This is a genomic window from Photobacterium sp. DNB23_23_1, from assembly GCF_052873815.1.
Map to the genome: position 1 here is coordinate 330,810 of NZ_JBNNXT010000001.1, position 24,036 is coordinate 354,845.

10 protein-coding genes are annotated in these 24,036 nt (G+C 48.5%); 1 reads left to right on the plus strand and 9 read right to left on the minus strand.

Translation table 11 applies throughout. The features are described from left to right. Nucleotides 1-69: 69 nt before the first annotated feature. The 9 genes from ACVA53_RS01405 to ACVA53_RS01445 form a co-directional block, all read right to left on the minus strand. A complete protein-coding gene (locus ACVA53_RS01405) occupies nucleotides 70-1,104 on the minus strand; it encodes an HlyD family secretion protein (RefSeq protein WP_446504344.1) in 1,035 nt (344 codons plus the stop codon). A 3-nt stretch (nucleotides 1,105-1,107) separates the two neighbouring features. After that, nucleotides 1,108-2,421, minus strand: a complete 1,314-nt coding sequence (locus tag ACVA53_RS01410; protein WP_446504345.1) for a glycosyltransferase family 2 protein — start codon at nucleotides 2,419-2,421, stop codon at nucleotides 1,108-1,110. Continuing rightward, nucleotides 2,408-3,766 (minus strand): TackOD1 domain-containing metal-binding protein, encoded by a 1,359-nt coding sequence (locus ACVA53_RS01415; protein ID WP_446504346.1) that lies wholly within the window; start codon nucleotides 3,764-3,766, stop codon nucleotides 2,408-2,410. The genes ACVA53_RS01410 and ACVA53_RS01415 overlap by 14 nt, the downstream gene beginning before the upstream one ends. Before the next feature lies 1 nt (nucleotide 3,767). Next, nucleotides 3,768-5,981, minus strand: coding sequence for a type I secretion system permease/ATPase (locus tag ACVA53_RS01420; RefSeq protein ID WP_446504347.1), 2,214 nt, complete (start codon nucleotides 5,979-5,981; stop codon nucleotides 3,768-3,770). Beyond that, nucleotides 5,974-7,983 (minus strand): bifunctional diguanylate cyclase/phosphodiesterase, encoded by a 2,010-nt coding sequence (locus ACVA53_RS01425; protein WP_446504348.1) that lies wholly within the window; start codon nucleotides 7,981-7,983, stop codon nucleotides 5,974-5,976. Before ACVA53_RS01425 ends, ACVA53_RS01420 begins: the two co-directional genes overlap by 8 nt. A 10-nt stretch (nucleotides 7,984-7,993) precedes the next feature. Continuing rightward, complete coding sequence (locus ACVA53_RS01430) at nucleotides 7,994-8,692, minus strand: transglutaminase-like cysteine peptidase (protein ID WP_446504349.1); 699 nt, start codon at nucleotides 8,690-8,692, stop codon at nucleotides 7,994-7,996. A gap of 33 nt (nucleotides 8,693-8,725) precedes the next feature. Continuing rightward, on the minus strand, nucleotides 8,726-9,346 hold the full coding sequence (locus ACVA53_RS01435) for an OmpA family protein (protein ID WP_255042695.1): 621 nt from the start codon (nucleotides 9,344-9,346) through the stop codon (nucleotides 8,726-8,728). Between the two features lie 8 nt (nucleotides 9,347-9,354). After that, nucleotides 9,355-10,644: a TolC family outer membrane protein gene (locus ACVA53_RS01440; RefSeq protein ID WP_446504350.1), complete on the minus strand. Its 1,290-nt coding sequence runs from the start codon at nucleotides 10,642-10,644 to the stop codon at nucleotides 9,355-9,357. A gap of 69 nt (nucleotides 10,645-10,713) precedes the next feature. After that, on the minus strand, nucleotides 10,714-12,114 hold the full coding sequence (locus tag ACVA53_RS01445) for an HlyD family type I secretion periplasmic adaptor subunit (protein WP_446504351.1): 1,401 nt from the start codon (nucleotides 12,112-12,114) through the stop codon (nucleotides 10,714-10,716). A gap of 271 nt (nucleotides 12,115-12,385) precedes the next feature. Between ACVA53_RS01445 and ACVA53_RS01450 the strand changes: the two genes are divergently transcribed. Continuing rightward, nucleotides 12,386-23,866: a retention module-containing protein gene (locus ACVA53_RS01450; RefSeq protein ID WP_446504352.1), complete on the plus strand. Its 11,481-nt coding sequence runs from the start codon at nucleotides 12,386-12,388 to the stop codon at nucleotides 23,864-23,866. Nucleotides 23,867-24,036 lie beyond the last annotated feature (170 nt).

A 24,036-nucleotide genomic window follows, 5' to 3' on the forward strand; every position in this document is an offset into this window, starting at 1 on the left:
AGAACGACGTAACTAATACCAATCTGGATAAGTCGTTGATCAAATATTTATGTAGGTTGGTATAAGTGACTAGAATTGCACTTCTACTTCCATTCCTTCTATCCAATATTTTTGCTCAAGTGCTCCTTCGAAATGTAGGGTGACTTTTAAGTAAGCTGGCTGCCCCTCAAACGGGCGCTGAAGCTCCTGCGGTAATTTATTAACGATTTCGACCGGTTTGCTTACTGTGGCACTCATTTTTTTGCCATCAGGAAAGGTGATTGTTGCATTGGTATCTATGTCGCTGTATTTCAGGTACTTGGGGTTGAGGAAGGCGATAATGTCTGGGGTAGTGTTTCGTGCCACCGTGATCAGTGGCGTATCGGCTGTAACCCTCTCGCCTTCCAGTACGTGGATATCGATGACTCGACCATTAATGGGGCTACGAATGGTGAGGTTATCTTGCTGGGCGCGTTTGACGACCAACTCCTGCATCAACGCCCGATAGGCTTGGCTTACAGGGCCTGCCAATGCTATTTCATTTAAATGGCGTTGAGCCTCAATATAGGCCAATTTTTGGTTATTTAGCTGATTGTTGAGTGAGCTGCTGATATTGATTATTGCAGCGTAGTCAACTTCAGAGACATGGCCTTTTGCTCTAAAGGTGTCGTAGTTTCGCTGAATTTTCTGGAATTTTTGCAAGTTTTGCTCTGATTGTGCAATAGCAGCCTGATAGAGCTTGTCTATTTTTGGGGTGGGTGGGGAGAGTTTAAGTAACTCTTGTTCAATAAAACGGGTTTCTTCATCAAGCGCCGGATCAGATAGCAAAATGATAGCTTGGCCTTTAGTAACCCTATTGCCAACCACTGTCGGTAGTGGCGCGACGAGACTACTTTCAGCAGAGGTGATAGTGACGGGGTATGACGTAATAATTGCTGGAGCGATAACCAATACTTGGGTGCGGAACAGATAATACCCCATGATGAGCAGTGGGCTGATCACCAAGGCAAGGATCAGATACCAACGTAGTTTATAGCCGCTACGTTTGGCCTGCCCGTAGACGACTTTAACGCCACCTTCTGATTGCGGTTTTTGTTGCTTGTCGAGGTGAAATTTAACCTTCATCGTTTAGAACTTTTTCCCCCGTTTTAGTACCCACCAAGGCGCCATACTGGACTCTTCATGGCTGCGTCGGACCACTTCATTGATCATGGCAAACGCAGTCACGAGGCGCATGAAGTATTGGTACATCGGATACAGCGGTAGCCAGATTACTGCTCTCCAATCCTCTTTTCTTTCAGAAACAAGGAAGTAATACACAAAGAATAGAAGTAAAGAAAAAAACAGGTAAACCACATAAAGCAGCATCATTAAGGCAAAGGCGAGATTCAACGGAAGCATGGTAAAGAGATAAAATGTGTACCCGGCCACAACAATAGGAAGGAGGATGTTTTGTATAACACCGTAGGCCAAGGTAAACACGAAATTCCCCCAGCCGAGTAAGGCAGGGGTTAAACCTTTACGGTGTTTGCGTAGAAAGAGAAAATATAAATCACCATCCCACCTAAGCCTTTGCATAACGAGGTCTTTGAGCGTATCAGGGACATCGGTATGGCCAACAGCGTGAGGTGCAAATGCTAGATGGGAAGAGGAATATCTTCCTTTGTATTGCTTGAGCCGTATCGTAATGTCGAGATCTTCTGCGGTATGGGTATCCCATCCTCCAGCCTGTCTGATAATGGCGGTGCGAAATGCCCCAAAAGCGCCGGAAATGTTATTGAGTACTCCCCAATTTGCCATGCCGGTTTTCCCCGCCTGCATCGACAACATATATTCCATGGCTTGCATCTGGGTGATGATATTGGTTTCATGATTCCGAACTCGTAATGCACCGCCGCAGGCCATAGTGTTGGGATCAGCAAAGTGTTTGGCCATATTGAATGCCATATCGTTGTCGAACGAGGTATCACCATCAAGGCTAAAAACGATCTCTCCTTTGGCCATCGATAGCCCGGCGTTGCAGCTGGATACCCGCCCTCCTCGTTGCCATTTAGGAACGACAATAACTTTCCGTCGTCTTGCTGCCTGATGTTGCTGTTTACTGCGTAGAGCTGCGAGGTAAGTCGCTCTGTTTTGGCTTGCCCCATCGATGATCACCAGTATTTCTATTTGTCCTGGGTAAACTTGCTCTATGAGGGTATTGATGGTGATTTCAATATCGTCCCCTTCGCTGTAGCAAGTAATGACAAAACTGAGGTAAGGGTAGTGATGTAACGGTGTTTCTGATGCTGGGTAAGACCAGCGGAATATTCCTGTCAGCACAACAAGATATAACGGCAACTCGAAAATTAGCAGCATAGGGAACAGGAGCAACCATATTGCGTGGTTGTGGATGATCACCAAGTAGAGTTGGCCGAGTACGGCGAGGCTATCTTGAAGCATAAATGTCACCGATTGTATCAGCCAGCCATACCTTAACGCCTTCGTTGATGGTTGGGTTTGGTATTTTTACCGCAGAGACATGTAATACGAATTGTTCTTCTTCAATCAGGCTGCTGAGCTGTTTTATTTTCTTTTGCAGTACGGAGATGCTGGTCATTTTCGTTTTGGGCATGAGTACCAGTAGGACATCTTGTTTGTATTGACAGCAGATATCGGTATCGCGAAATAGGCCGTTAAGCCGGACTGTGATTTGGTCGAGTAAGGCAAACATTTTGCTATCACCATACAGGCTGCTGTACTCCTCTAGCCTAGGCAGGTACATGCTTAGCAGTAGGTGCTCTTCATCGTGTCTCAGTGCGACCTTGTTGAGCCACAGTAAGATGTTTTCAAAATAGCCGGCATCGACTTTTCCTTTGATGGATAACTCTGGTGCTTGTAATACTTTTCCATGCTGGTAAACATACTCTCCGAGCTGCCCCAGTTTAAGCTGGTGAATTTTTTGGACAATAAGCTCTGCCGTTTCAGTTTGCGTTTCACAATTCAAACAGTTGCTTATTGTTTCTGGCTCAACAAACAAATGGAAGCAGGAGCGACATACGTGTGTTTCTAATGGCCGATCGTAGTCCACACCAATATGCCGTAGCTGGGTTAAACAATTAGGGCATTCTAGTTTCCCTTTGCGCAGGAAGCTTTGTTGGTCGCCAACGTGTCCACAAGTAAAGCAGTGCAATGAGGTTTGTACGTCGATATCGATGCTTTTGCAGTTTGGACATACTTCTACGTAGTTGAGGTGCCCGCTATTGCATTGTTTACAAACCCGAATACGGTCAACCAGTTTTTCTGGTTCAAGCATTTCTCGGTTTACTTCGGAAAGCACATAACGGTAGGTTGAGTAAAGTTCTGGGTATAAGGCTTCGATAATAGGGTATTGGTAGATGCCCAAATAATTGAGTTGTTTAAAAGGTGTCACTCGTCGTGTGCGTTGAATGCCCAACCAACCTGTGAGCGGGTCAATTTGCTCGATGTTAGAGAGTTTGTTGAGTTTGTGGTTAATTTCAAGCCAATAGTTATAGGCTGTCTGTTCATTGAAAACACCATCGCAGAGACAGTCAGAATAGTGGTTGGTGTGGGTGACATACATTGCCCAAGACCATACTTTTTGATGAGAGAATATAGAGACTAACGTATGGTTCTGTTCTTCGGGAACATCTAGATTGACGCACAATATACCTCCCCAGATGTCGGGCAGGTCATCTACGCAGTGAACTTGTTTTACATTTTTGAAGTGAACGGCCTTTGGTGGATCTCGACCGAGCCAATATAAATTGTTATCAATGGGGTACATGCTATTCGCCCCCACTCTTAAGTTTGTTCAAGACCGCTTCTTTATCCCCATCGGCAATCACATGTCCATGCTCCAGCACAATTAGCCGGTCAATACATTCCAGCATGCTGGTTTTGTGGGTAAACAAAATCAGAGTATGTTGGTCATTTAATGACTTTAGGGTTTGCTTGAGATGTTGCTCCGAGCGGTTGTCCATCTGGCTGGTGGGCTCATCGAAGATAAGTAGCTTGGGTTGGTTGAGCAGTGCACGGGCAATGGTGATCGTTTGTTTTTGCCCATCTGATAAGTATTGCCCTCCTTCCCCTACTTGGCGGTTAAGCCCTGAGGCCTCCTGTTGGGTAAACAGGTGGACACCGGCTTGGTGGCAGGCGAGGTTAATTTCATCGTCGCTAGCCTGTGGCGAACCGAGAGTTATGTTGTCGCGAATAGAACCGAAAAACAAGGCATTGTCTTGAGGAACACAGCCGATTTGCTGGCGCAGCGTATGGGGGTGATATTGATTGATATTGGTGTTATCAAAGCGGATGGATCCCGAGCTAGGTTGATATAATCCCATTAATAGGCGTAGGAGCGTGGTTTTCCCCGAGCCTATTTTTCCGATAATCGCCACTTTTTCCCCAGGCTTGATGGTGAGGGAGACGGACTTCAGTGCAGCCGTCTCGGCATTTGGGTAACTGAACGTGAGGTTGTCACACGTGATATTGCCACTTAAAGGCTGGGTATTATCTGTTTGCTGGCTTGGCCGAGTCTCATCTGGCATCGCCATAATATCACTCAAGATAGCAATGGCTGATTTGGCCTGGTGGTAGCGGGTGGACAATTGTGACAACTGGATCATTGGCCCGATAGCTCGGCTAGTCAACATGGAGACGGCGATCAAGCCACCGACCGTCAACTGTCCTGCCGCAATCAAGTAAACACCGAAGATAATCACCCCCACCGATACGCACTGTTGGGTCAGTCCAGCAAGATTATGTACCGAGTCGGTTAGGCGGCGTGATTTAACACCCCAGTTGGCCATATGGGCGACGGCTTGCTCCCAACGGTGCTGATATTGAGGCTGGCTGTTGAACAGTTTGACGGTCTCAAGTCCTGCGACACTTTCGACCAAGTTAGCGTGTTTTTGTGCCGCGAGTTGTGAGCCTTCCTCAATCGCTTTTCGCAGTGGTCGTTGTATCAGTAAGCTGTAGAGTATTAGCAGGGTTATGGCTATGAGTGGAATGGTGACCAGTGGGCCAGCAATGGTGTAGATCACCAATAAAAACAGCAGTGCAAAGGGGAGATCAATCAAGGAAGCGATGGTGGCGGAGGTAAAGAACTCCCTGACCGACTCAAACTCCTGCAAGTGGCGGGTGAATGCGCCTACAGACGGCGGTCGTGCGGCGAGCTTCAGCCCCATGACCTTGCGGTAAATATCAGCAGACAGCAGGACGTCTGATTTCTTGCTGGCGATATCGATAAAATAGCTGCGCAGGTATTTCAGCACTACGTCAAAGCCAAAAATAATGACCATACCGCTGGTGAGCACCCACAAGGTATCAAAAGCCTGATTGGGAACGACTTTGTCGTAAATCAGCCGCGTAAAAAGCGGAATGGCCAACGCAAAGATGTTGAGTAAGGCTGAGGCGATAAGTACGTCACGGTACAGGGATTTAGATTGCCACAGTGTTTGCCAGAACCATGCCTGGCTAGCACCCGATACACTGCGGGGGGGGATTGGACCTGAAGTTTGGCTGGGGTTCGCACTGGCCGACGTTGCCGCTTGCTGGCTTCGGGCGTCGAATTGAAACGGGAGTTTTAGTAAAAACACTCGGTTAAGAAACTGTTGCTCCAGTTCATCAAAACTGACCCAGGTTTTATCCGCTTCGGTGCTTTCAGCGACTGTCGTTTCAGTCTCAGTAGCGCTAGCATCTTTCATCAAATTGCAGGGAAGGGCAATTTCAGCCCGTTGCTTCTCCTGATCGATATCGAGCAACACACAGGCCTGATTGCTGTCGAGCAGGGCTATTACCGGTAATAGAAGCGGCGAGAGTTGGGGCAGGCTAAGGGTCGCTTCTTCAGCTTGAAAACCTGCATTGTGTGCCGCTCTTGGTAGTAAGTGTGGTGAAAGCAGACCGTCTTGCAACGGCAGTCCCTCCAACAGGCTTTTCACTGAACGGGGGTGGCCGTAATGTTGGCAGAGGTAGTGTAAGGCATTAAGAAGCGGATCAGCCATGGTTTACCTCCTTCTGATTGGTAATGTAGTGCCCTTGGAAACCCATAATTCCCAACGTTTTTAGTGCCTGATATTGAGGTTGATGCTCCACCCGGGTGGCAATGGTTTTGATAGAGCGGTGATGGGCTGTTTGGAGCAGCGCGCGGAGTGCATCTTGCTGGATATCATCGGCTGGCTGGCGGGTAAAATCGGTGTCGATTTTGACGTACAGGGGCTGGAATTGGCGTAAATAGCCCACTGAGTCGAAATGGTGGCCAAAATGATCAATGCCATAAGTAAAACAGTGTTTGTCGAGAACCATGCACAGCAATCGAGTTTGTGCATTGTTGTCGATAAAGGCGATCTCTGGTAGTTCGAAGATCAGCTGCTGGCTGACGACCGGGTGTTCGGCCAAGAAGCTATCTAGCCATTGGATGAATTCAGTATCGGCGATCGAGGTTGGGGCGATATTGATCGCCAGAAAAGTCTGGTGCAATGACAGATAGTGAACGGCTTTTTGGATAATATGGCGATCCAATTTTGCCGTCTGCTTCAGGGCATTCAGTGCTGGAATAAACAGGTGAGCTGAATAGCAATGCTCATGGTGCTTGAGTACTGCGAACACTTCTTGGTGAACTGGGTGTTGCAGGTTGTCTCTGACCATTTGAAAGGACAAGGTAATATTGTCATTTTCAATCGCGGACAGGCAAAGATCTCGCCATTGTTGCTTTCCCCACAGTAGATGTTCGGGTTGATGCATTTGTTGCTGCTGTTCTGCATCAGGCAGGAGAGCACCTTTGTGCAACTGGCCATTTTGATGGTGAATAACCGTAAACCGATAGGGGTTGTGTTGGGCTTTGGACAGTACGTTATCACACTGTGCCAATAGAGCGGATACATTCAATGAACTTTGGACGTGTTTGATAATAACGCCGCCATAGACGGGGTGGCGGCCGTCAGGAGAGCAACCGGCTTGGATGTGGTTAAGCTGATCAAGTAGATTCCGCATTGCGCTGCTGCTTTGATCCTGATCGATAGGGGCCGCATTTTCTGTCTGAATAATAATAAATTCACTGTGGCTCAACCGCCCCAGCCTTTCTGATTCTGAAGCCGAACTTTTTAAGTGGTGGCCCACTTTTTCGGCTAACTGGGCTGCCCGTTGGTACTCTTTTTTTCCCCTTAACCAGCTGATTGCTTCCAATTTAACAATGACAATAGCGCCAGTAGTCTCTTGTTCCAGCCAATCTTCCATGTGCAGCAGCAGTCGCTTTCGATTATTGAGTCCGGACTCTGGATCTTGATAGGCTCTTTTTCGTAGCAGGTCGGCTTCCTGGGCTTGCTGATTGAAGTGCTGTTCTATTTTGGCCGACATTTGGTTGAAAGCATGGGCTAAAGGAACGAACTCCTTGGTTGATGGCGTTGGCAGTGGCTGACCAAAATGTTTGTCTGCAATGGCATGGGCTTTTTGCTGAAATTGACTCAGAGGCTTTTTGACCAAATGATCAAGCAAGAGCTTCAATGTCAATACACCAACAACAAAGCCGATGATGAAGGTTGTCAGTAGCTGCCAGCTGCTTTGCCAAAGTTTGCTATAGGCCAACGCCGGAGAACTGGTTACCGTGATTTTTCCATACTGTAGCCAGCCACTCGTCAACGTATCCTGACGGGTGACGGGAGAGATATTGACCCAATGTTGAAACCAGTGTGGAGCATCGCTTAGCTGGACAGGGTAGGCCCGTTCAATGAGAGTATTGTTTTCCAGCAGTTGCAGGGAGACTTTTTGATACAGGCTGCCGTCGAACATGGCGTTGATCACCGACTCGATGGCGACAGTATCGTCTTGTTCAACGTAAGGGGAAATAGCCAGGCCGACAGCATGGATAGCGTTGTCTATTTCTATGGTCTGTTGTTCAACCAAGTAATCGTGCGTGGTGGTAAATTGGCTGAAGGCCGTACCTGCTAGCAACAGCAAGAACAACAGGCTTAACCCTAAAAACAATTGGCGATAGAGTGACATATTCATTCATTGCCTCCTATTCGCCATCTAGCCGCAAAACGGGCTTGGCAAACTGATGGTGCAGTACTCGCTGCTGCAAGGACTGCCAGTGTTTGATTTGGCTGGTATCACCGACCAGTTGACCTTGTCCTCGCTGTTTCATCAGCCATAGTTTGTTACCGTTAAAGCTATAGATAGGCTGGAGATCAGGCCGTTGGCTAGCTTGTAAAATGTCTGGGCTGAGGTTGTCGAGCAATAAGGGCACAGCATTGGGCGTGGGATAATAAGCCAATACCATGTGGAACTGGTTCAGGGTAAGCGCTTTGACATAAATCAGGCGCAGTTTTTCATCATTCACCCCTAGCTCGCGTAACGACATATACTTGGCAATGCTGAACTCTTCGCAGTCACCTGCTCCGGCTCCCAAGAATTCTAAGGGGGTCGCCCAGTAATCGTCTTTTCCCCAGATCTCGATATCATCGAGAAACTGCATTTGGTTAAGGAAATCATTAACTTGTTTGAGTTGGGTAAGCTCGTCTTGTTGCTTAAGGATTTTCAACAGTTGCCACCAAGCCGTAACTCTCATTGCCGCTTGTTTGCTGTATGTACGTTCGATGCGTTTCACGATCTCTTTTTCTTCGGCACTCAACGGATCTGAACCGATATGGTACTGCTCGGCAGCGACATCTGGCGGGTTAAACCAACCAGTGCTAAGCAATAGCGAGATCAATAGCATCCGAATCTCCTTCGTTGAAAGTGTCATAGACAGCTAGTCGGCGCGTAGCGAAAAAATGGTCCACTCTTCCAAAACGTTCCCCTTTTCTCCCCGTACTCGGGCAGTAACCCGTCGGCTTAATGCGTTCGATTGCTCTTTTGTGCTGGCTGCGACAGGTTCAGTGTCACCAAAACCAAGGGTTTTAATTCGGCTCGGGCTGACACCGTAGTCGATAAGCTGTTGGCGGACCACTTTGGCTCGGCGCTTTGATAAGTCGAGGTTGTATTCAGATGCCCCTACTTGGCTGGCGTAGCCTTTAAGCTCGATCCTTGCCTCTGCGTAAGTCGCCAGAAAGTCAGCCATGCGTTTTATTTGCGATAAAAAGTTATCAGGAATCACGGTGGAATCATTGGCGAACAAGATATGCAAATCATTTGATTCAGACCGCTCAACAAAGCTTGGGCAGCCGTTGTTATCGACAATGGCGGAATATGGGGTGCCTGGACATTTGTCACGGGCGTTGATTACGCCGTCAGCATCATCATCTAATAAGTCCCGTGATTGGTCGGCAATTGGAGGTGCATCGGCTTCTGTTGAGCAGCCTGATAACGTGAGCAATGCAAGCACCCAGGCTAGCGGTAACCACAACAGCGGTTTGGTGCAGAGTTTTATCATGGTTCCCCCTAGCGTACCGATTCCGACCACTGATTAGGTACATCGACCCGCATTTCTTCCAGTAACAGCCCGGTTGAATTCAGTACCCGGTATTTGGCTAGGATCCCGGCATAGTGTGCGTCTAGGTATGCCTTTCTCGCCTCAAATAACTCATTTTCAGTATTGAGGACATCCAGCAGGGTACGTTTACCGATCCTGAATTGTTTTTCATAGGCAATAACTGTGCGAGCCGAGGCATCGACATGCTTTTGCAGGTAAAGGATCTGGTTTAATGCTAGCTCCATTCCGCTCCAGGCCAGCCGAGTGCTTTCTTCCAGTAAACTGTATGCACGGTCGCGTACATCTTTCGATTGGCTCAACTGGTAGGCGGCACGGCGACTTTCGGCCAAATCCGAGCCGCCGTTGTACAGGTTGTACTCCATCTTTAGCATGGCCTTGAATTCATCGGTATGGCCCGGTGTTCCATCGATATCCTCTCCCCATTCTTGGGACGCTTCGATAGAGAAGGTGGGATAAAAACCCCCTTTGGCTTGTTTGTATTGGTAATTCGCCGCATCGATATCATTTCGGGCAACGTACAATACAGGGTTTTTATCTTTGGCTTCGCTGATTGCATTTTCAAGTGAGGTAGGAATATAGTTTTGATCAACCTCTGGCTTTTCTAGATTTACTGGGGGGCTGCCGACCTCGCGATAGAACTCGGTGATCTTATCTTGCAGGTTGTTCTCAGCCGCAATGAGGTTGGATCGTGACCGGGCTAGTCGCCCTTCTATCTGGGCTAAGTCGGCGGTGGAGCCAATACCAGAGTCCGTTCGCTTTTTGATGTCGGTAAAGATTCGCTGGTGGACTGCGAAGTTTGTTTGCGACAAAGCCAGTACTTCCTGGGCTTCAAGGGTGTCGAGATAAATTTCAGTGACCCGAAGGGCTTTGTCTTGGGCATCCGCCAGAAGTTGGTAGCGTTGCGCTTCGGCTTCAGCTTTGTTGCGCTGGATATCATGATAGGTAATGGATCCATCCCAAATAAGTTGGCGCAAACTGATGGTGGCATCGAGCGGTTCATAGTCCCCAGTACTGTTGGTTGTGTTGTCGTAGTCCTCGTACCCCGCAGTGGCTTCTAGATCGACAGACGGTAAGTAATCGCCGACAGAAGAGCGGGTAGACTCGTTTCGGCTCATGAACTCATTGTAAGCCCGCTTGATTTCAGGATTGGTCGCCAATGTATCAGCTACCGCCTGCTCTAACGATTGTCCTGTTGCTAAGGGAGCATAAAGTAGACTCGCTATCAGCGTGAGCTTCATCCTGCGTCGACGAAAAGATTGTAAGAATCGTTTATGTAAAAGAATCATAGAAAGCAGCCCCTAAAATAATCACTCTCTGAGTGCCGTTTGCTGTGCTTTCAGCACTGGATTGAGTAAATACTGCAAGACGGTTTTCTCGCCTGTAATAATGTCGGCGACCGCATTCATCCCTGGAATAATGGGCAGTCTATTTCCTGCCGGATCGGTAAATTCCGTTTCATTGGTTCGTATCCGGATTTGATAGTAGCTATGCCCCTCTTCATCAATCTGAGTATCGGCGCTGATATGTTCTAACGTGCCGGTCAAACCGCCATACTGGGTGAACTCATAGGCGGTAAACTTCACCACTGCGGCTAATCCCGGCCTTAGAAAGCCTATATCCTTGGGCGATATCTGCGCCTCCACTAATAAGCTATCTTCGGTGGGGATCACCTCGATGAGATCCATGCCGGGCTGGATAACGCCACCAAGGGTATTAATATGAATTTTCTGCACCGTACCGTTAACGGGTGAGGTGACAAGGGTGCGCACGACTTTGTCTTGCAAGCCAAGATGGGATTGACTTAACGCATCGAGCTTATCGGACGTTTGGTTGAGTTCAGACTGAGTTTCGGATCGGAAATTAAGGGCAATATCGAGCCGTTTGAATATCGCTTCGCTCAATGCCGCTTTCATCGTCGGGATCTGCAATTCAGTCGATGTCATATCTTTACGGGTTTCATTGACCTGCCGTTGTAGCTTGAGCAACTCAATCTTGGGTACGACTCCCTCATCGGCCAGTGGTTTGGTGATTCGGTATTCTTCATTGGCCAAGTAATAGCTCTGTTTCTGGTTTTTAAGCCTCGCTCGTGCTTCTTCCAGTTCTCGGAGCTTTTGCTGAATTTGCTGGGCCATCAGGGTGAGTTGATTATCTAAACTGGCCAGTTGATCACGGTATTCGTTTTGTTGCCTTTTCACTAAGCCAGCATTTTGCTGGTGAAAGTGATCTGGAAAAGTGAGCTCGGCTGGTGAGATCGTCACGGATTGTCGCCACAACTGACTGGGTGACTTGTCCGGTGGAGATGTTGTGATGCTGTTTAGTAAGGCATTCAAGCGAATACTATCGGCTTTGATGCCAAGTAAATCCTGATTTTTTTCATCAAAATCGGCTTTGAAACGGGTGTCATCGAGCTGGATGAGTGGTTGGCCAACGGTAACCTGCTCTCCTTCTCGCACCAAAATGGCTTCGACAATACCACCTTCGAGGTTTTGGACAATTTGCCGCTGCGAAGACGGAATAACCTTACCTTCGCCACGGGTCACTTGCTCTATCGGGGCATAGGCGGCCCATATTATGGCTGCGACAAAGAACAGTGCGATAAGCCACAGCAACAGGCGTGAGCGGCCAGAGGCCTCAAGCAATGAGGCATAATGAGACTCTCGGACATAGTCGAGATGTTGTGGTTTGATCCGCTGATTTTCATTTGTCATGCCTTCGTACTTAACCTCGTACTGACAGACACGTTAGCCAACCCATATCCATATAGTGGTAACGAAAACAATAATTTACCTGCTCGTTGTTTCTTCGTTCAAATCGGCAGGCGCTGAATCATGAAAGCATAGGGCACGACCAAGCCCCCTGTCGTAACGAGTTTGGGAATTCTAAAACCTGAGAACCGTTTAGGGTTTGTGAAGGTTGACTTCAATACGAGACTAGAATTAGGACTTAACCTCCCAAAATTACCAGTCAAGAGTAGTGCGTATGGCTGAATCATCGTCGTTTAACACTTCATCAGATGTGTCTTCAAAGCGTGTAGAACCCAGTGGAACAAAAGCTATTGATAGCATTGAAGTGACGGTGAATCAGGGGGTTGTTTATATCGTTCAACCCGGTGGAGCAACCCAGCGAGTTGGTGCCAGTGAAACCATTAAGATAGCATCTGGCCAAATGCTTTTAGCTGATAGCAATGCGAACTACATGGTCATGCAAAATGGTGAGCCGGTTTTAGTTGATTGGCCCTGCCCAACTTGCGTTCTGGTCGCTCCTTCTCGAAGTGCCTCCCTTTCTAGTGATACTGACCGTAGTTTGGAAATATTCCCCGAAGGTTTGGTTATTCAACCTTTGGGGCAATTTACGGATGAGGCTTCTTTTGCTCTGCTTGGGCTAAGCGAGCAAGAGCTGGAAGCTATACAGGAACAAATACTGGCAGGTGCCGATCCAACCGATATTCTGGCACCGCCAGCTGCTGGCTCTTCTGGAGGGGCTAGTGGTTCGGGAAGCGTTGGCAGCAGTGGCGAGACGGCCAATGGTGGTTTTGTTGTTATCAACTACAACGGCGATGCAACGTTGGCAGAAGCGGGTTTTGATACCCAGTTTGAACGTGGCGAGATTGCTGCCGAGGATGAGACTCCGCCGTTGTTTTCCCCCTCTGGTGGTGAAATTGGTGAGATGCAGTTAACTGAAGCTGATTTCTCGCCCAATACTTATCCTTCCGAGTCCTCAACCCAAGTGATCGTAAGTGCCGGCTCACTCCCGTTAAATCCTGATTCATTTACGTTCGATCAAGCGCAGCTAGCTGACTTGTTGGCAGAGCTCAGTACCGAGGTGACGTCTAGCGGACTACCTGTTGTCTTTACGTTTGATCCCGCCAGTAATGCGATTATCGGCATGAGCAACGGTAATACCGTGGTGACTTTCCAGATTTCAGCCGAAACCGGGGGAAGGGATGTCACTGTAACCGTCACGACTTTGTTGGAGCGACCGGTTGACCACCTTCCAGATGGGGAGGGTAGTGGTGGCCGAGTCACCAATATTGATGATGCGCTATCGGTGCTATTGCCATTGCAAGGGGCTGACTTGGCTGGTAACCCTTTGGATGCTCCACTGCAGGTCAACTCGGTTATTTTTGACGGCGAGAATCCATTGTTTGGCACCGATGCAGGTACCGTCATTGATGAAGCAGATTCACTTGGCATTGATATCGAAGGGGCAATCCCCTTGGATGTGGGCAGTGATGAAATCAACACTCTGGTGTTTGACACTCTTCAACCTGATTTGGACGGTATTACCAGCAACGGCTTTGAGACAACCGTATCAGTAAACGGTAACCAACTGGAGCTGGTGGATAGTCGTGGAGAGTTAGTACTAACTATTTCAATAAGCACTGATGGTAGCTATGTAGTCAATCAAATGCAGCCATTTGATGAGCTTGACCGTGCTGATTTGGTATTGCAATTAGCAGTAACGGCAACCGATTTTGATGGCGATAGTACCGATGGTTTAGTGGTGCTGATCAGTATTGATGGTAACAGCCCTCCTGGCGGGGAAACAGGTGAGATCACTTTTGTTGAGCCTGACTTGGCTCCAAACAATTATCCGGAAGCAGGGCAAGATACCATTGAGCTGACACCAGGCGTCGATAGGTTAGATCCCGATACTGTCACCATTGATGAACGGGTGTTGGCAGATTTTATCAATGAACTAGAGCAAGAGATAAGCTCGGGCGGTGAAGCGCTTACTTTTACTTATGACGATGCGACCGATGTGCTGTCTGGCGTAAGGCCTGATGGCGAAGTCGCCATGACGTTAACACTGACTTCCGTGCAAAGCGCCGATGGGTTGGGGATCACTATTACTGCTGACTTAGTCCAATTGCTGCCGCTCGATCACCTTACCAGTGGAAACAGTGATGGGTTCGTGTCTGTAAGCGGTGAACAAATTGTAGTAACGGTGCCGATCCAAGCCAATGATACTGACGGTGATTTCCTTGATACCCCAGCAATATTAACCACCACCATTATTGATGGGGACTTTCCTTCCTTCGGCGCTGATTCTGGGGCTGAAATTAGCGACCCTGACAACACCCCTCCGGATCAGGTGGATACGGCAACTGGCGCGATTGAGCTGGATGTAGGCAGTGACGCTATAGCCAGTGTGGTGTTTGTTGATACCCCCGAACTTGCGAGTGTGGTTGCTGGCTTTACCAGTAACGGCGCGCCGGTTAGCTATCAAATTGATCAGAATCTGTTGGTGCTCCTCAATAGCCAAGGTGAGGCTATTCTTAGCGTAACCATCGCCAATGATGGCACCTATACACTTGAACAAAGTGATGCTCTTGATCAGCCTTTAGATAGCAATCAACTCCAACTGACTATCAATGTGCTAGCAACGGATGATGATGGCGATACTGACGATAGTCAAATTGTCCTGACCTTAAATGATGGCTCAGATCCCGCGGGCGGAGAAAGTGCCGTGGCTGCTATGGTGGAGCCAGATCTTGAGCCCAGTAACTATCCGGAAAGTATCGAGGCAACCTTGGGTATTGTCGCTGGCTCTGATCGTCTCGATCCAGATTCTATATCCATAGACCCAGCTCAACTTGCCGGTGTGATAGCTGATTTGCAAGCGGTACTGAGTTCGGCTGGTGAACCATTGGCAGTCACATTTGATGAAGCCAGCGGTTTGCTGGAAGCGCGTTTGCCTGATGGAAGCTTGGTGCTAACGGTTGCGATTAGCAGTGTTCAAGCAGATAACGGTGACGATTTAACCGTATCGGTAATCACAACTCAACTTCAACCGCTCGATCACCTCGACACTACGCTTACTTCGTCCTATATCACCAGCAATGAAGAGGAAATTGTCTTTACCTTGCCGCTGATGGCAACCGATACCGACGGTGATGACTTAACCCAACCTGCAAGTGTCTCTGTGACAATTACGGATGGTGAGTTTCCCGCTTTGGCAGACGAAGCTGGAGTTAGCCTCAATGAAACCGACGATGCAAACCAGGTAGTTGAGGGCACGATAACTATTGATAAAGGCAGTGATGACGTTGCTTCACTGCTGTTTGCCGATACCCAAGCAGCACTTAATTTTACTAGTGATGGCAATCCAGTCAGCTTGGTGGTCGGTGGGACGCCGGTAGGCAGTGAAATCACTTTGGTAGATTCGCTGGGAAATACCATCTTGTTGGTCACCATCAATATTGATGGCGAGTTTGAAACAACGCTCAGCGGAACGCTGGATCATATCGACAGTGATAGCCTGCTAATACCACTTGATGTGGTGATCACTGACGACGATGGCGACCAAACCTCTGGGCAGATAACCATTACGATCACTGATGGCGATGATCCTGCTGGTGGTGGCACTATCGCCGTCGATTTTACCGAGCCGGACCTCGCCCCGCCTGACCAAGCTCCAAGCGAATACCCGCTGACCGAGCAGCAATTTCAAGTGATTGTCGCGGGCGCTGATCGTTTGGTGCCGGAATCTGTCCAGATAGACCCTGATCAACTGGCTGTAATTTTGGCTGAACTTAATAGCGAACTGACGTCTGGCGGCGGAGAGGCACTGGTATTTAGCTATGACCCGAACACGAATGAATTAATTGGTGTGCTAGGCGACGGCACACCGGTGCTGACGATAGTGTTCACCCCGGTACAGTCCGGTAATGGTCAGGATATCGATCTGACCATGACAGTGACGCAATCGTCACCGTTGGATCATAATATCAATGGAAACAGTGACGGATTTATATCGGTCAGCGGTGAGTTGATAACGGTGAACCTGCCATTGCAGGCCACTGATATTGATGGAGATAACTTAGTAACCCAAGTCACAGCGATCGCTTCCATTACTGACGGGCCGATTCCTGAACTGGCCGAAGGCAGCAGTATTACGGTCAACGAAACCGCTGATCTTAACGTACCGACACCGGGTCAGGTTGGCGTGGACGTTGGTAGTGATGAAGTCGCAACGATTAACTTTGTGGCTGACCAACCCGCTTTTGATAGCCTGTTTAGCGACGGCCTTCCGGTACAGTTTGAAGTGGTTGATGGCAATACTCTCAACGCATTCATTGAGGTTAACGGCACCCCGCAGAACGTGTTCACTGTGGTGATGACGCCGACCGGTGACTATACCCTGACCCTCAATAGCAACCTTGATCACCTTGTCGATGACACAATATCTCTGCCGCTCAATGTGTTAGTTACCGATGATGACGGGGATAGTAATACAGGCATCATCATTATCAATATCGAAGACGGTGATGATCCTGCCTTTGGTAATGACTCAGGTCTGGCACTCAATGAAGGCGATGATGGGACATCATCGGGGACAGGTAATATTGAGGTCATTCAGGGTAGTGACGATGTTATTTCCGTCTTATTTTCTGCCGCACAACCTGCGCTAGATAACTTAACCAGTAATGGTTTTGACCTGACGGTTACGGTTTCTGGCAATCAAATCACAGTGGTTAGGGCCGATGACCCGAATATTGTGGTGCTGGAAATCGATATTGATATTACCGGTGGTTACAGTGTCACTCAGTTGCGGCCACTTGACCAAGTTGTCGACTCAGATCTCGCGACGCTGGAATTAGCGATAGAAGTGACAGACCGCGACGATGACACAACACAAGGTTCAATCACTATAACGATTGAAGACGGGACAGATCCTGTTGGTGGTAATACAGCACAACTTGCGTTTACTGAAGGCGATCTTACACCTGATCAAGGTGAGCCTGGAAATGAACAAGGTTACCCGGTATCGGATGAAGCGGCGATCACCATCGCGGCTGGAGTTGATCGGCTAGAGCCCGACACGGTTGCTCTCGACCCGGTTCAGTTAGCCACATTGCTGGCTGAACTAGAGGCAGAAATTACCGCAGGTGGGCTACCGGTAACTGCAACGTGGGATGCTACTACGGGGACATTAACACTTACTGCCGATGGCGAAACGGTATTAACTGCAGTTGTTACTGCTTTACAAAACAGCGATGGTGAGCAGGTAGATATTACAACCACAGTGACTCAGCTTAAGCCATTGGATCACAACGGAACGGATAATACCGGCTTGGTACGCCAGCAAGACGATACCATTGTCTTTGACTTACCTATCCAGGTTCAAGATACCGATGGTGACTTCTTGGAAACACCAGCCCTTATCACCACCACGATTACTGATGGTACTGATCCGGCTATCGAAACCATCCCCTCGGTCACGGTGCTGGAAAGTGATATTGATGAGGGAGGAGATTTTCATCCCGGTTCGACACCGGATGATGATGGGGAAACCGCCACCGCAACAATCACCTTTGATACCGGCTCCGATGAAATCGTTAACTATGAGGTCGATGTTGATGCGTTCAATACCGCGAATGCAGGCACGCTAACGGCTGGCGGGCAACAGGTCACCTTGGTTTTCAATACCACCAACAACACCTATGAAGGCCAAGTGAACGGTGTGGTGATCTTTGTATTAGCGTTTATCGCAACCGGCACCTCAGCCGATGATAGCTATAGCTTTACCTTGCTGGGTGCACTGGACCATGTTCAGCCAGATAATGATACCGAGCTGACGATTGAGTTCTCAGCTACCGCGGTCGATCAAGATGGCGACGCTAGCTCTGCTGTGACGTTTGCGGTAACGATAGATGACGATATTCCACAGACCCAAGATGCCGCCTTCCAATCGATAGAAGAAGGGGAGTCGACAGAGACCCTCGATGTACTGACGGTTCCTGAAGAAGGGGCCGATGATGCCGAAGTTACGGCAGTTATCATTGAAGGTGTTAGGCAGGAATTGACGGGCACACCTGATGCACAGGGTTTCTTTAGCTTTGACGTTAATCAGGACGGTCAGTTGCTCGGTCAGTTATTGATCAGTGCCGAAGGTCAGGTGTTGTTTAATTCCCAATCAGATCTCGCCCATGGTGCCGAGCCTATTGTTGCCAATGTTGATTTTGAAGTGACCGATGGCGACAACGATACTAGCCAGAGTACATTAACGATCACTATCACTGACGAAGAACCGACTCTGGTGGTACAGCCTTCCGAAGGTGTTGAAGATCAAGGTCGGAACCCCGACGAATCGCTTGGCGATCCTACGACTGGGATCCCAATCAATATGTCGATAGATATTGGTGATGCGGATCGCGGCGAGCAGATCGGAGATGTATTTATCATACTACCCGCAGATCCTCACGGGCAGTTTTTCCTTAACGGTGTCGAGATCGTATCTGTTGGGGGGCAAGTGCAAATTGATCCCACCGCCTTTGTTGATCCCGATGGTGATGGGGTGTTCGAGCTACAAGGTGTCACTTTCGTGCCGGAGCCGGATTATTCGACCTTGTTTGAGCCGAATAATCTATTGGACTTTACGGTAACCGCGGAGGTCGTCACCGTTGATGGGGTAAATCAGCCTCTGCAAGATGGCACTTTATCTATCAGTGTATTGGGTATTGCTGATGAGCCGGCTTTCGCTGATACCGCAGTGTTTTACTATGGCGATGGCGAGGAGGACGGCGACAACATCAGCCTCAGTGAGTCATTTCAGGCACTGTTACAAGATACCGATGGGTCGGAGGATCTAACCTATTTTATTACCATCACTGAAGGGCAAGCCCAGCTCATTGGTGAGGGGATAATTGAAGTCGCGCCGGGTGTGTTTGAAGTGCCAGTGACTGCAGTCGATACTATTGAGATTGACCCTATCGATAATTTCAGCGGTGATATTCGCTTGAACCTGACCGCACAAAGTACAGAACTAGGACACTTTGTGCCGGGCTCGGAAACGGCACAAATAACCGAAGAGATACTGTTGAATGTCCTTCCTGTTGCTGATGACGCCCAGCTCAAGGTCAGCCGGGTAGAGTCACTAGAAGATGAGCTTATCACTCTTGCTCCGCTTATCGAGTTAACCGAACTGGATGATTTCGATGATGATTTCGGTGTTGAAACCCTGTTTGTCCGTATTTCTGAACTACCCGATGGCGCACTGCTATCACAAAATGGCGTGGTCCTCACTCCAGATGCCGATGGCGTGTATGAAATTCTCTATGAAGAATTAGATCAAGTTGTGCTGATCCCGGTACCGGAAAGTAATGTCGACTTTCAATTCAAAGTAGAAGGTATCGTTAAGGATGTTGTTGATATCACCTTTGAAGACGGCACTGTAGAAACGGTCGAAGATGTCCTAGTTACACCGGAGCAGTTTATTGAGGTGGCATTAACTGGCGTGGTTGACGAGCCTGAGTTTGAGCTTAACGGCAGTAACTGGACCGAAATTGTTGGTAGTGAAGTCCCCGGCATTGAAACCACGGTTGATGAAGATACCGATGCGGTACTCGATTTTAGTTTGGTATCAGGGGAGTTGGCCAATGCGCCGCTGGATGAGTCTGAAACTCTGACCTTTGTGGTTTCTAATATCCCTGAGGGAACCCAAATTTTTGATGCTGAGGGCAATGAGCAAACGCTGGTCTTTGTTGGGTTTGATGACGATGGCTTACCCCGCTATGAAGTGAAGCTAACGGGGGAAGATATTGGTGATCCTGATCAGCCCGTGGCTATTAGTATCCGCCCGCCGGAGAACAGTACAGAAGATATCGTACTCGATGCCAATGTTGTCGTAACAGAAAATGATGGCGACCAAGGTGAATTTGAATTTCAGCTTGTTATTCACATTGAACCTGTTGTCGATGCCGAGGACTACACGCGCCAAAGTAATGGATTGGAAGATCAGCCGATCAACCTCAACTGGCAACCGGTAATAACCGATAGCAAAGAAGTGGTGACCGGTTTGGTGATTAACAATATCCAGCCTGGTTATGGTTTGCAGATAAATGATGGTGGCACGATTACCACTTTAGCTGTCGATGCGGCGGGCTCTGTCACCTTGACTGATGCGCAATTGACCCAGTTATTGAATGGTGCCCAACTGCAGCTGTTGGCCCCGGAAGATTCAGATTTAAATCTCACTGGCGCTACGGCTATCACCACAGAGGTAATGATTACTGAAGTGGATGTTGATTCGCCAGCGACCGATGTCCAAGCGGTCAATGGCACTTTGAATGTCATTATTCAGGCAGTGGTAGAGCCGGATGCCGAACTTGGAGTGACGCCTACAGGCAGTACTGATTTTGTCGATACCATCGTCTCTATTGACGGCAGTTTGGATCTTGGTGGCGGTCCAGACTCTGATGGTCAGATCGTGTTTGAAGATCTCGATCCCAGCAGTGACGAGATCATCTTGTCTGTTGTGATCACCTTCCCTGATCCCGAAGCAGACTTTGTTGTCATTGGTGGTATCAACAACGGTGATGGTAGTTGGACAGTACCTCAGGGCAGTTTGGGTGACATCCAGATCCTCGCCCCTGCTGATTTTATCGGTACTGTGGACATCGCCATTGCTGCTCAGGTGCAAGATCAGAGTGATGATGTGGACCCTAGTGCCATTGAGATAGTAAACAGCACCCTGACCATAGATTTCCAAGGGAATACGCTTAACGATCAATTTGCGGCAGATATTGTGGTGGATGACAGCATTATTGTTACCGGTGAAGAAGATACGACGGTGACTTTGGGGACTTTCCTTAATCAGATTGTGAGCCTAAGCACAGTCGGGGAAAACCAGGGAGATGATGAGCTTTCATTGGTGATCAGTGCTGCTAGCTTGCCTAATGGGGCCACAATCTCCGGCATGGATTTCAACTTTGTCACTGGTGAATACGTGATTAAAGTACCGGTGCAGGCGGATGGTAGCGTCGATTTATCCGGTATTACCTTGAATCTCCCGCAGGACTTTGCTGGTGATTTCATTCTTGATGTGAAATACGTCAATACCGATACCGAAAGTGGTGATTTCAATGAGTTAGTCGATACGATTCCGGTGCGAATCGATCCCATTGTCGATGTTCCCGACAGAACTGGTGACAATGTTCGGGTGCCAGATATTGATGTCTCTGTAGTGGAAACCCAAGGGTTGGATGCGGACCGCCAGCCAGTTGAAGGTGGTGAACCCGAGGTGATTTACCCTGATATCGCTTACGAGGACGGCACCATCATCCTCGACGTTACTGCGACCGTTGCCGATATCAGCAACACTACCCTAGAAGGTCTCGAGACCATCGAGCTGGCTGTAATTAGTGTTGGCGCTGCTGGTGGCTTTTTGCTTAATGCTGCGGGTGAGCAGGTGACCAGTCTGACGATCACCGATATCAGCGAGTTAGGTGCGATTCGCTATGTTCCTCCACAAGACTTTAGTGGTGATGTCTCATTGGATGTGGCTGTCACGATTGTTGATACAGCCGAATATGATGAAACTACAGGGGCGGCTATCCAAACCGATACAGCCAGCTTTGATGGCAGCATTATTTTTGAAGTGATAGCGGTTAATGATGAAGTGAACTTCATCGGGATTGATACTCCGGTTGAGGGCGATGAAGACAGTGGTGCCATCAGCTTTGCCGGTATTAGTGGAAATGTGGTCGATATTGATGGTTCTGAATCGATCTTGTCGATAAAAATCGTCAACGTACCGGAAGGTTTTATTATTGACGGTGCAGATAACAATGGTGGGGGCGAGTGGAGTGTTGCCGTGCCTCCTGGTAGTGACTCTTTTGATTTAAGTAGCCTTGGCCTTATCCCCCCTAACGATTTCAGCGGCTCGGTAGACTTGGATATTGTCGTGTTTTCCAAAGAGGATAGCTTGGAGTTGCCGGTTGAAAATACTGCAACTTTCACCGTGGTGGTAAACCCCATTGCGGACAGGGTCGATATTGATGTCACTCCAACAGCCGAAGGCACCGAGGATGACAATATCGACCTTACCCTCAACATCGAAGCCTTTGATGATAGCGATAGCTATTCAGGCACTGGAACTAACGTGTCAGAAAACCCACCGGAAACGCTGCAAATCCAAGTCAGTAATGTACCTGATTCGAGCCAAATTGCTCTACCTGATGGTGTCACAGGGACAGTAACGGATCAGGGCGGCGGTGTGTGGTTGGTCACTGTTAATAGTTCAGCTCTCGATAACCTCGTATTTATTCCCGGCGATGCTAACAGTGATAACTGGGATGGGCAATTAGACTTGGAAATCCGCGCTGTTGACCAAACCGATGTGGCGACAGACGATATTGCCCAGTTCGTGACAATTAACTTGGATATTGAAGCGGTTAACGATGCGCCAGAATTGCCGGATATTAGCGATCAAACCGTAGAGGAAGATACTCCTTTGGTGATCAATAGTTTGAATGTCACCGATATTGACTTCGATGAGACCGGTAGCAGTGGGGTGATGACGGTAACCCTCACAGCAAATAATGGCGGTTTGACGGCGGTTGAAACCACAGGTGTTACGATAACCGACAATGGCAGTGCTGCAGTCACCTTGGAAGGTAGCCTTGCTGATATTAATACCGCCTTAGCAGCTGGGATCACTTACCTCGGTAACCTCGACTTCAAAGGTGATGATGTCATTACTCTTGTTGCCAACGATAACGGTAATGTCGGCTCTGGCGGGCCGCAACAGGCAACGACCATTATCAATGTCACTGTCACCCCGAAACCTGAGCCACCGACCTTGGAGTTAACGGTTCCCCAGCTAGCTGATACGCGTGCTACCTTGGGGACATTAGTGCCATTGCTAGGGTTGGCGGTGCTCCCTGCTGATGCCGATGAAACCTTGTTTGTTGAAGTGCGTAACCCTGGAGCAGGGCGGTTGGTTGACAGCTCCGGGGTTGAAATTGGTACTGATAACGGTGATGGTAGCTGGCGGGTGGCAAGCACAGAGCTGGACGATATATTCGTTGCAGATCTCCCTGAAGGTGCGAACAACTTGACCTTGGTCGGTATCTCGCAGGAAATTGATGGCAGCGAAGCCGAGTCGACCGAGCTGTTGATAGGTATCCGTATAGATGATTTAGCCAACACCGGCAATGACGTTGGTGCTGGTGATAACGACGCCGAGAACCTTGTCGTAGGCAGTGACGTCGATGAGCGTCTGCTCGGTGGGTTGGCCGATGACATATTGGTTGGTGCTGGTGGCAGTGATGAGCTGCTTGGCGGCGTAGGTAATGACGAACTGTGGGGCGGTGAGCTTAATGGTATCGGAGACGGTGCAGCAGATGTCTTTACTTGGCAAGCATCGGATGTGTCCACCACCGGCACGCCGTTTACTGATACAGTGAAAGATTTTGAAATTAACCTCGATCAGCTAGATATTGCTGAGATCTTACCGGATAACGATGAGAGCGACCTCGATCGGTTGCTCAATAATATCACTGCCAATATTGATACCGATGACGCCGTGAATCTTTCGGTTGCAGTAAGCGATACCTCACAGCAGAACATCACCGTTGAAAATATCGATGTCGCGGCATTAGGGCTGGGGACGGGCTCGACATCGAATGAAATTATTAATGAATTATTTACTAACGGGGTGTTTATTGTGGATTGAATTGGTTACTGTTTTGACCTGAAAATGGCTTAACATTTTCTTTTGGATATTTAGTCTTAGCTGAGTGGTCAGCGTTGTTTTGCTCTGCGTCCCGCTAAAAATTATCCACAGCAATCCAGTCTTCAATGTCTATTGAGATAGTATTTTGCTAGAAAATGCGCATAATCTTG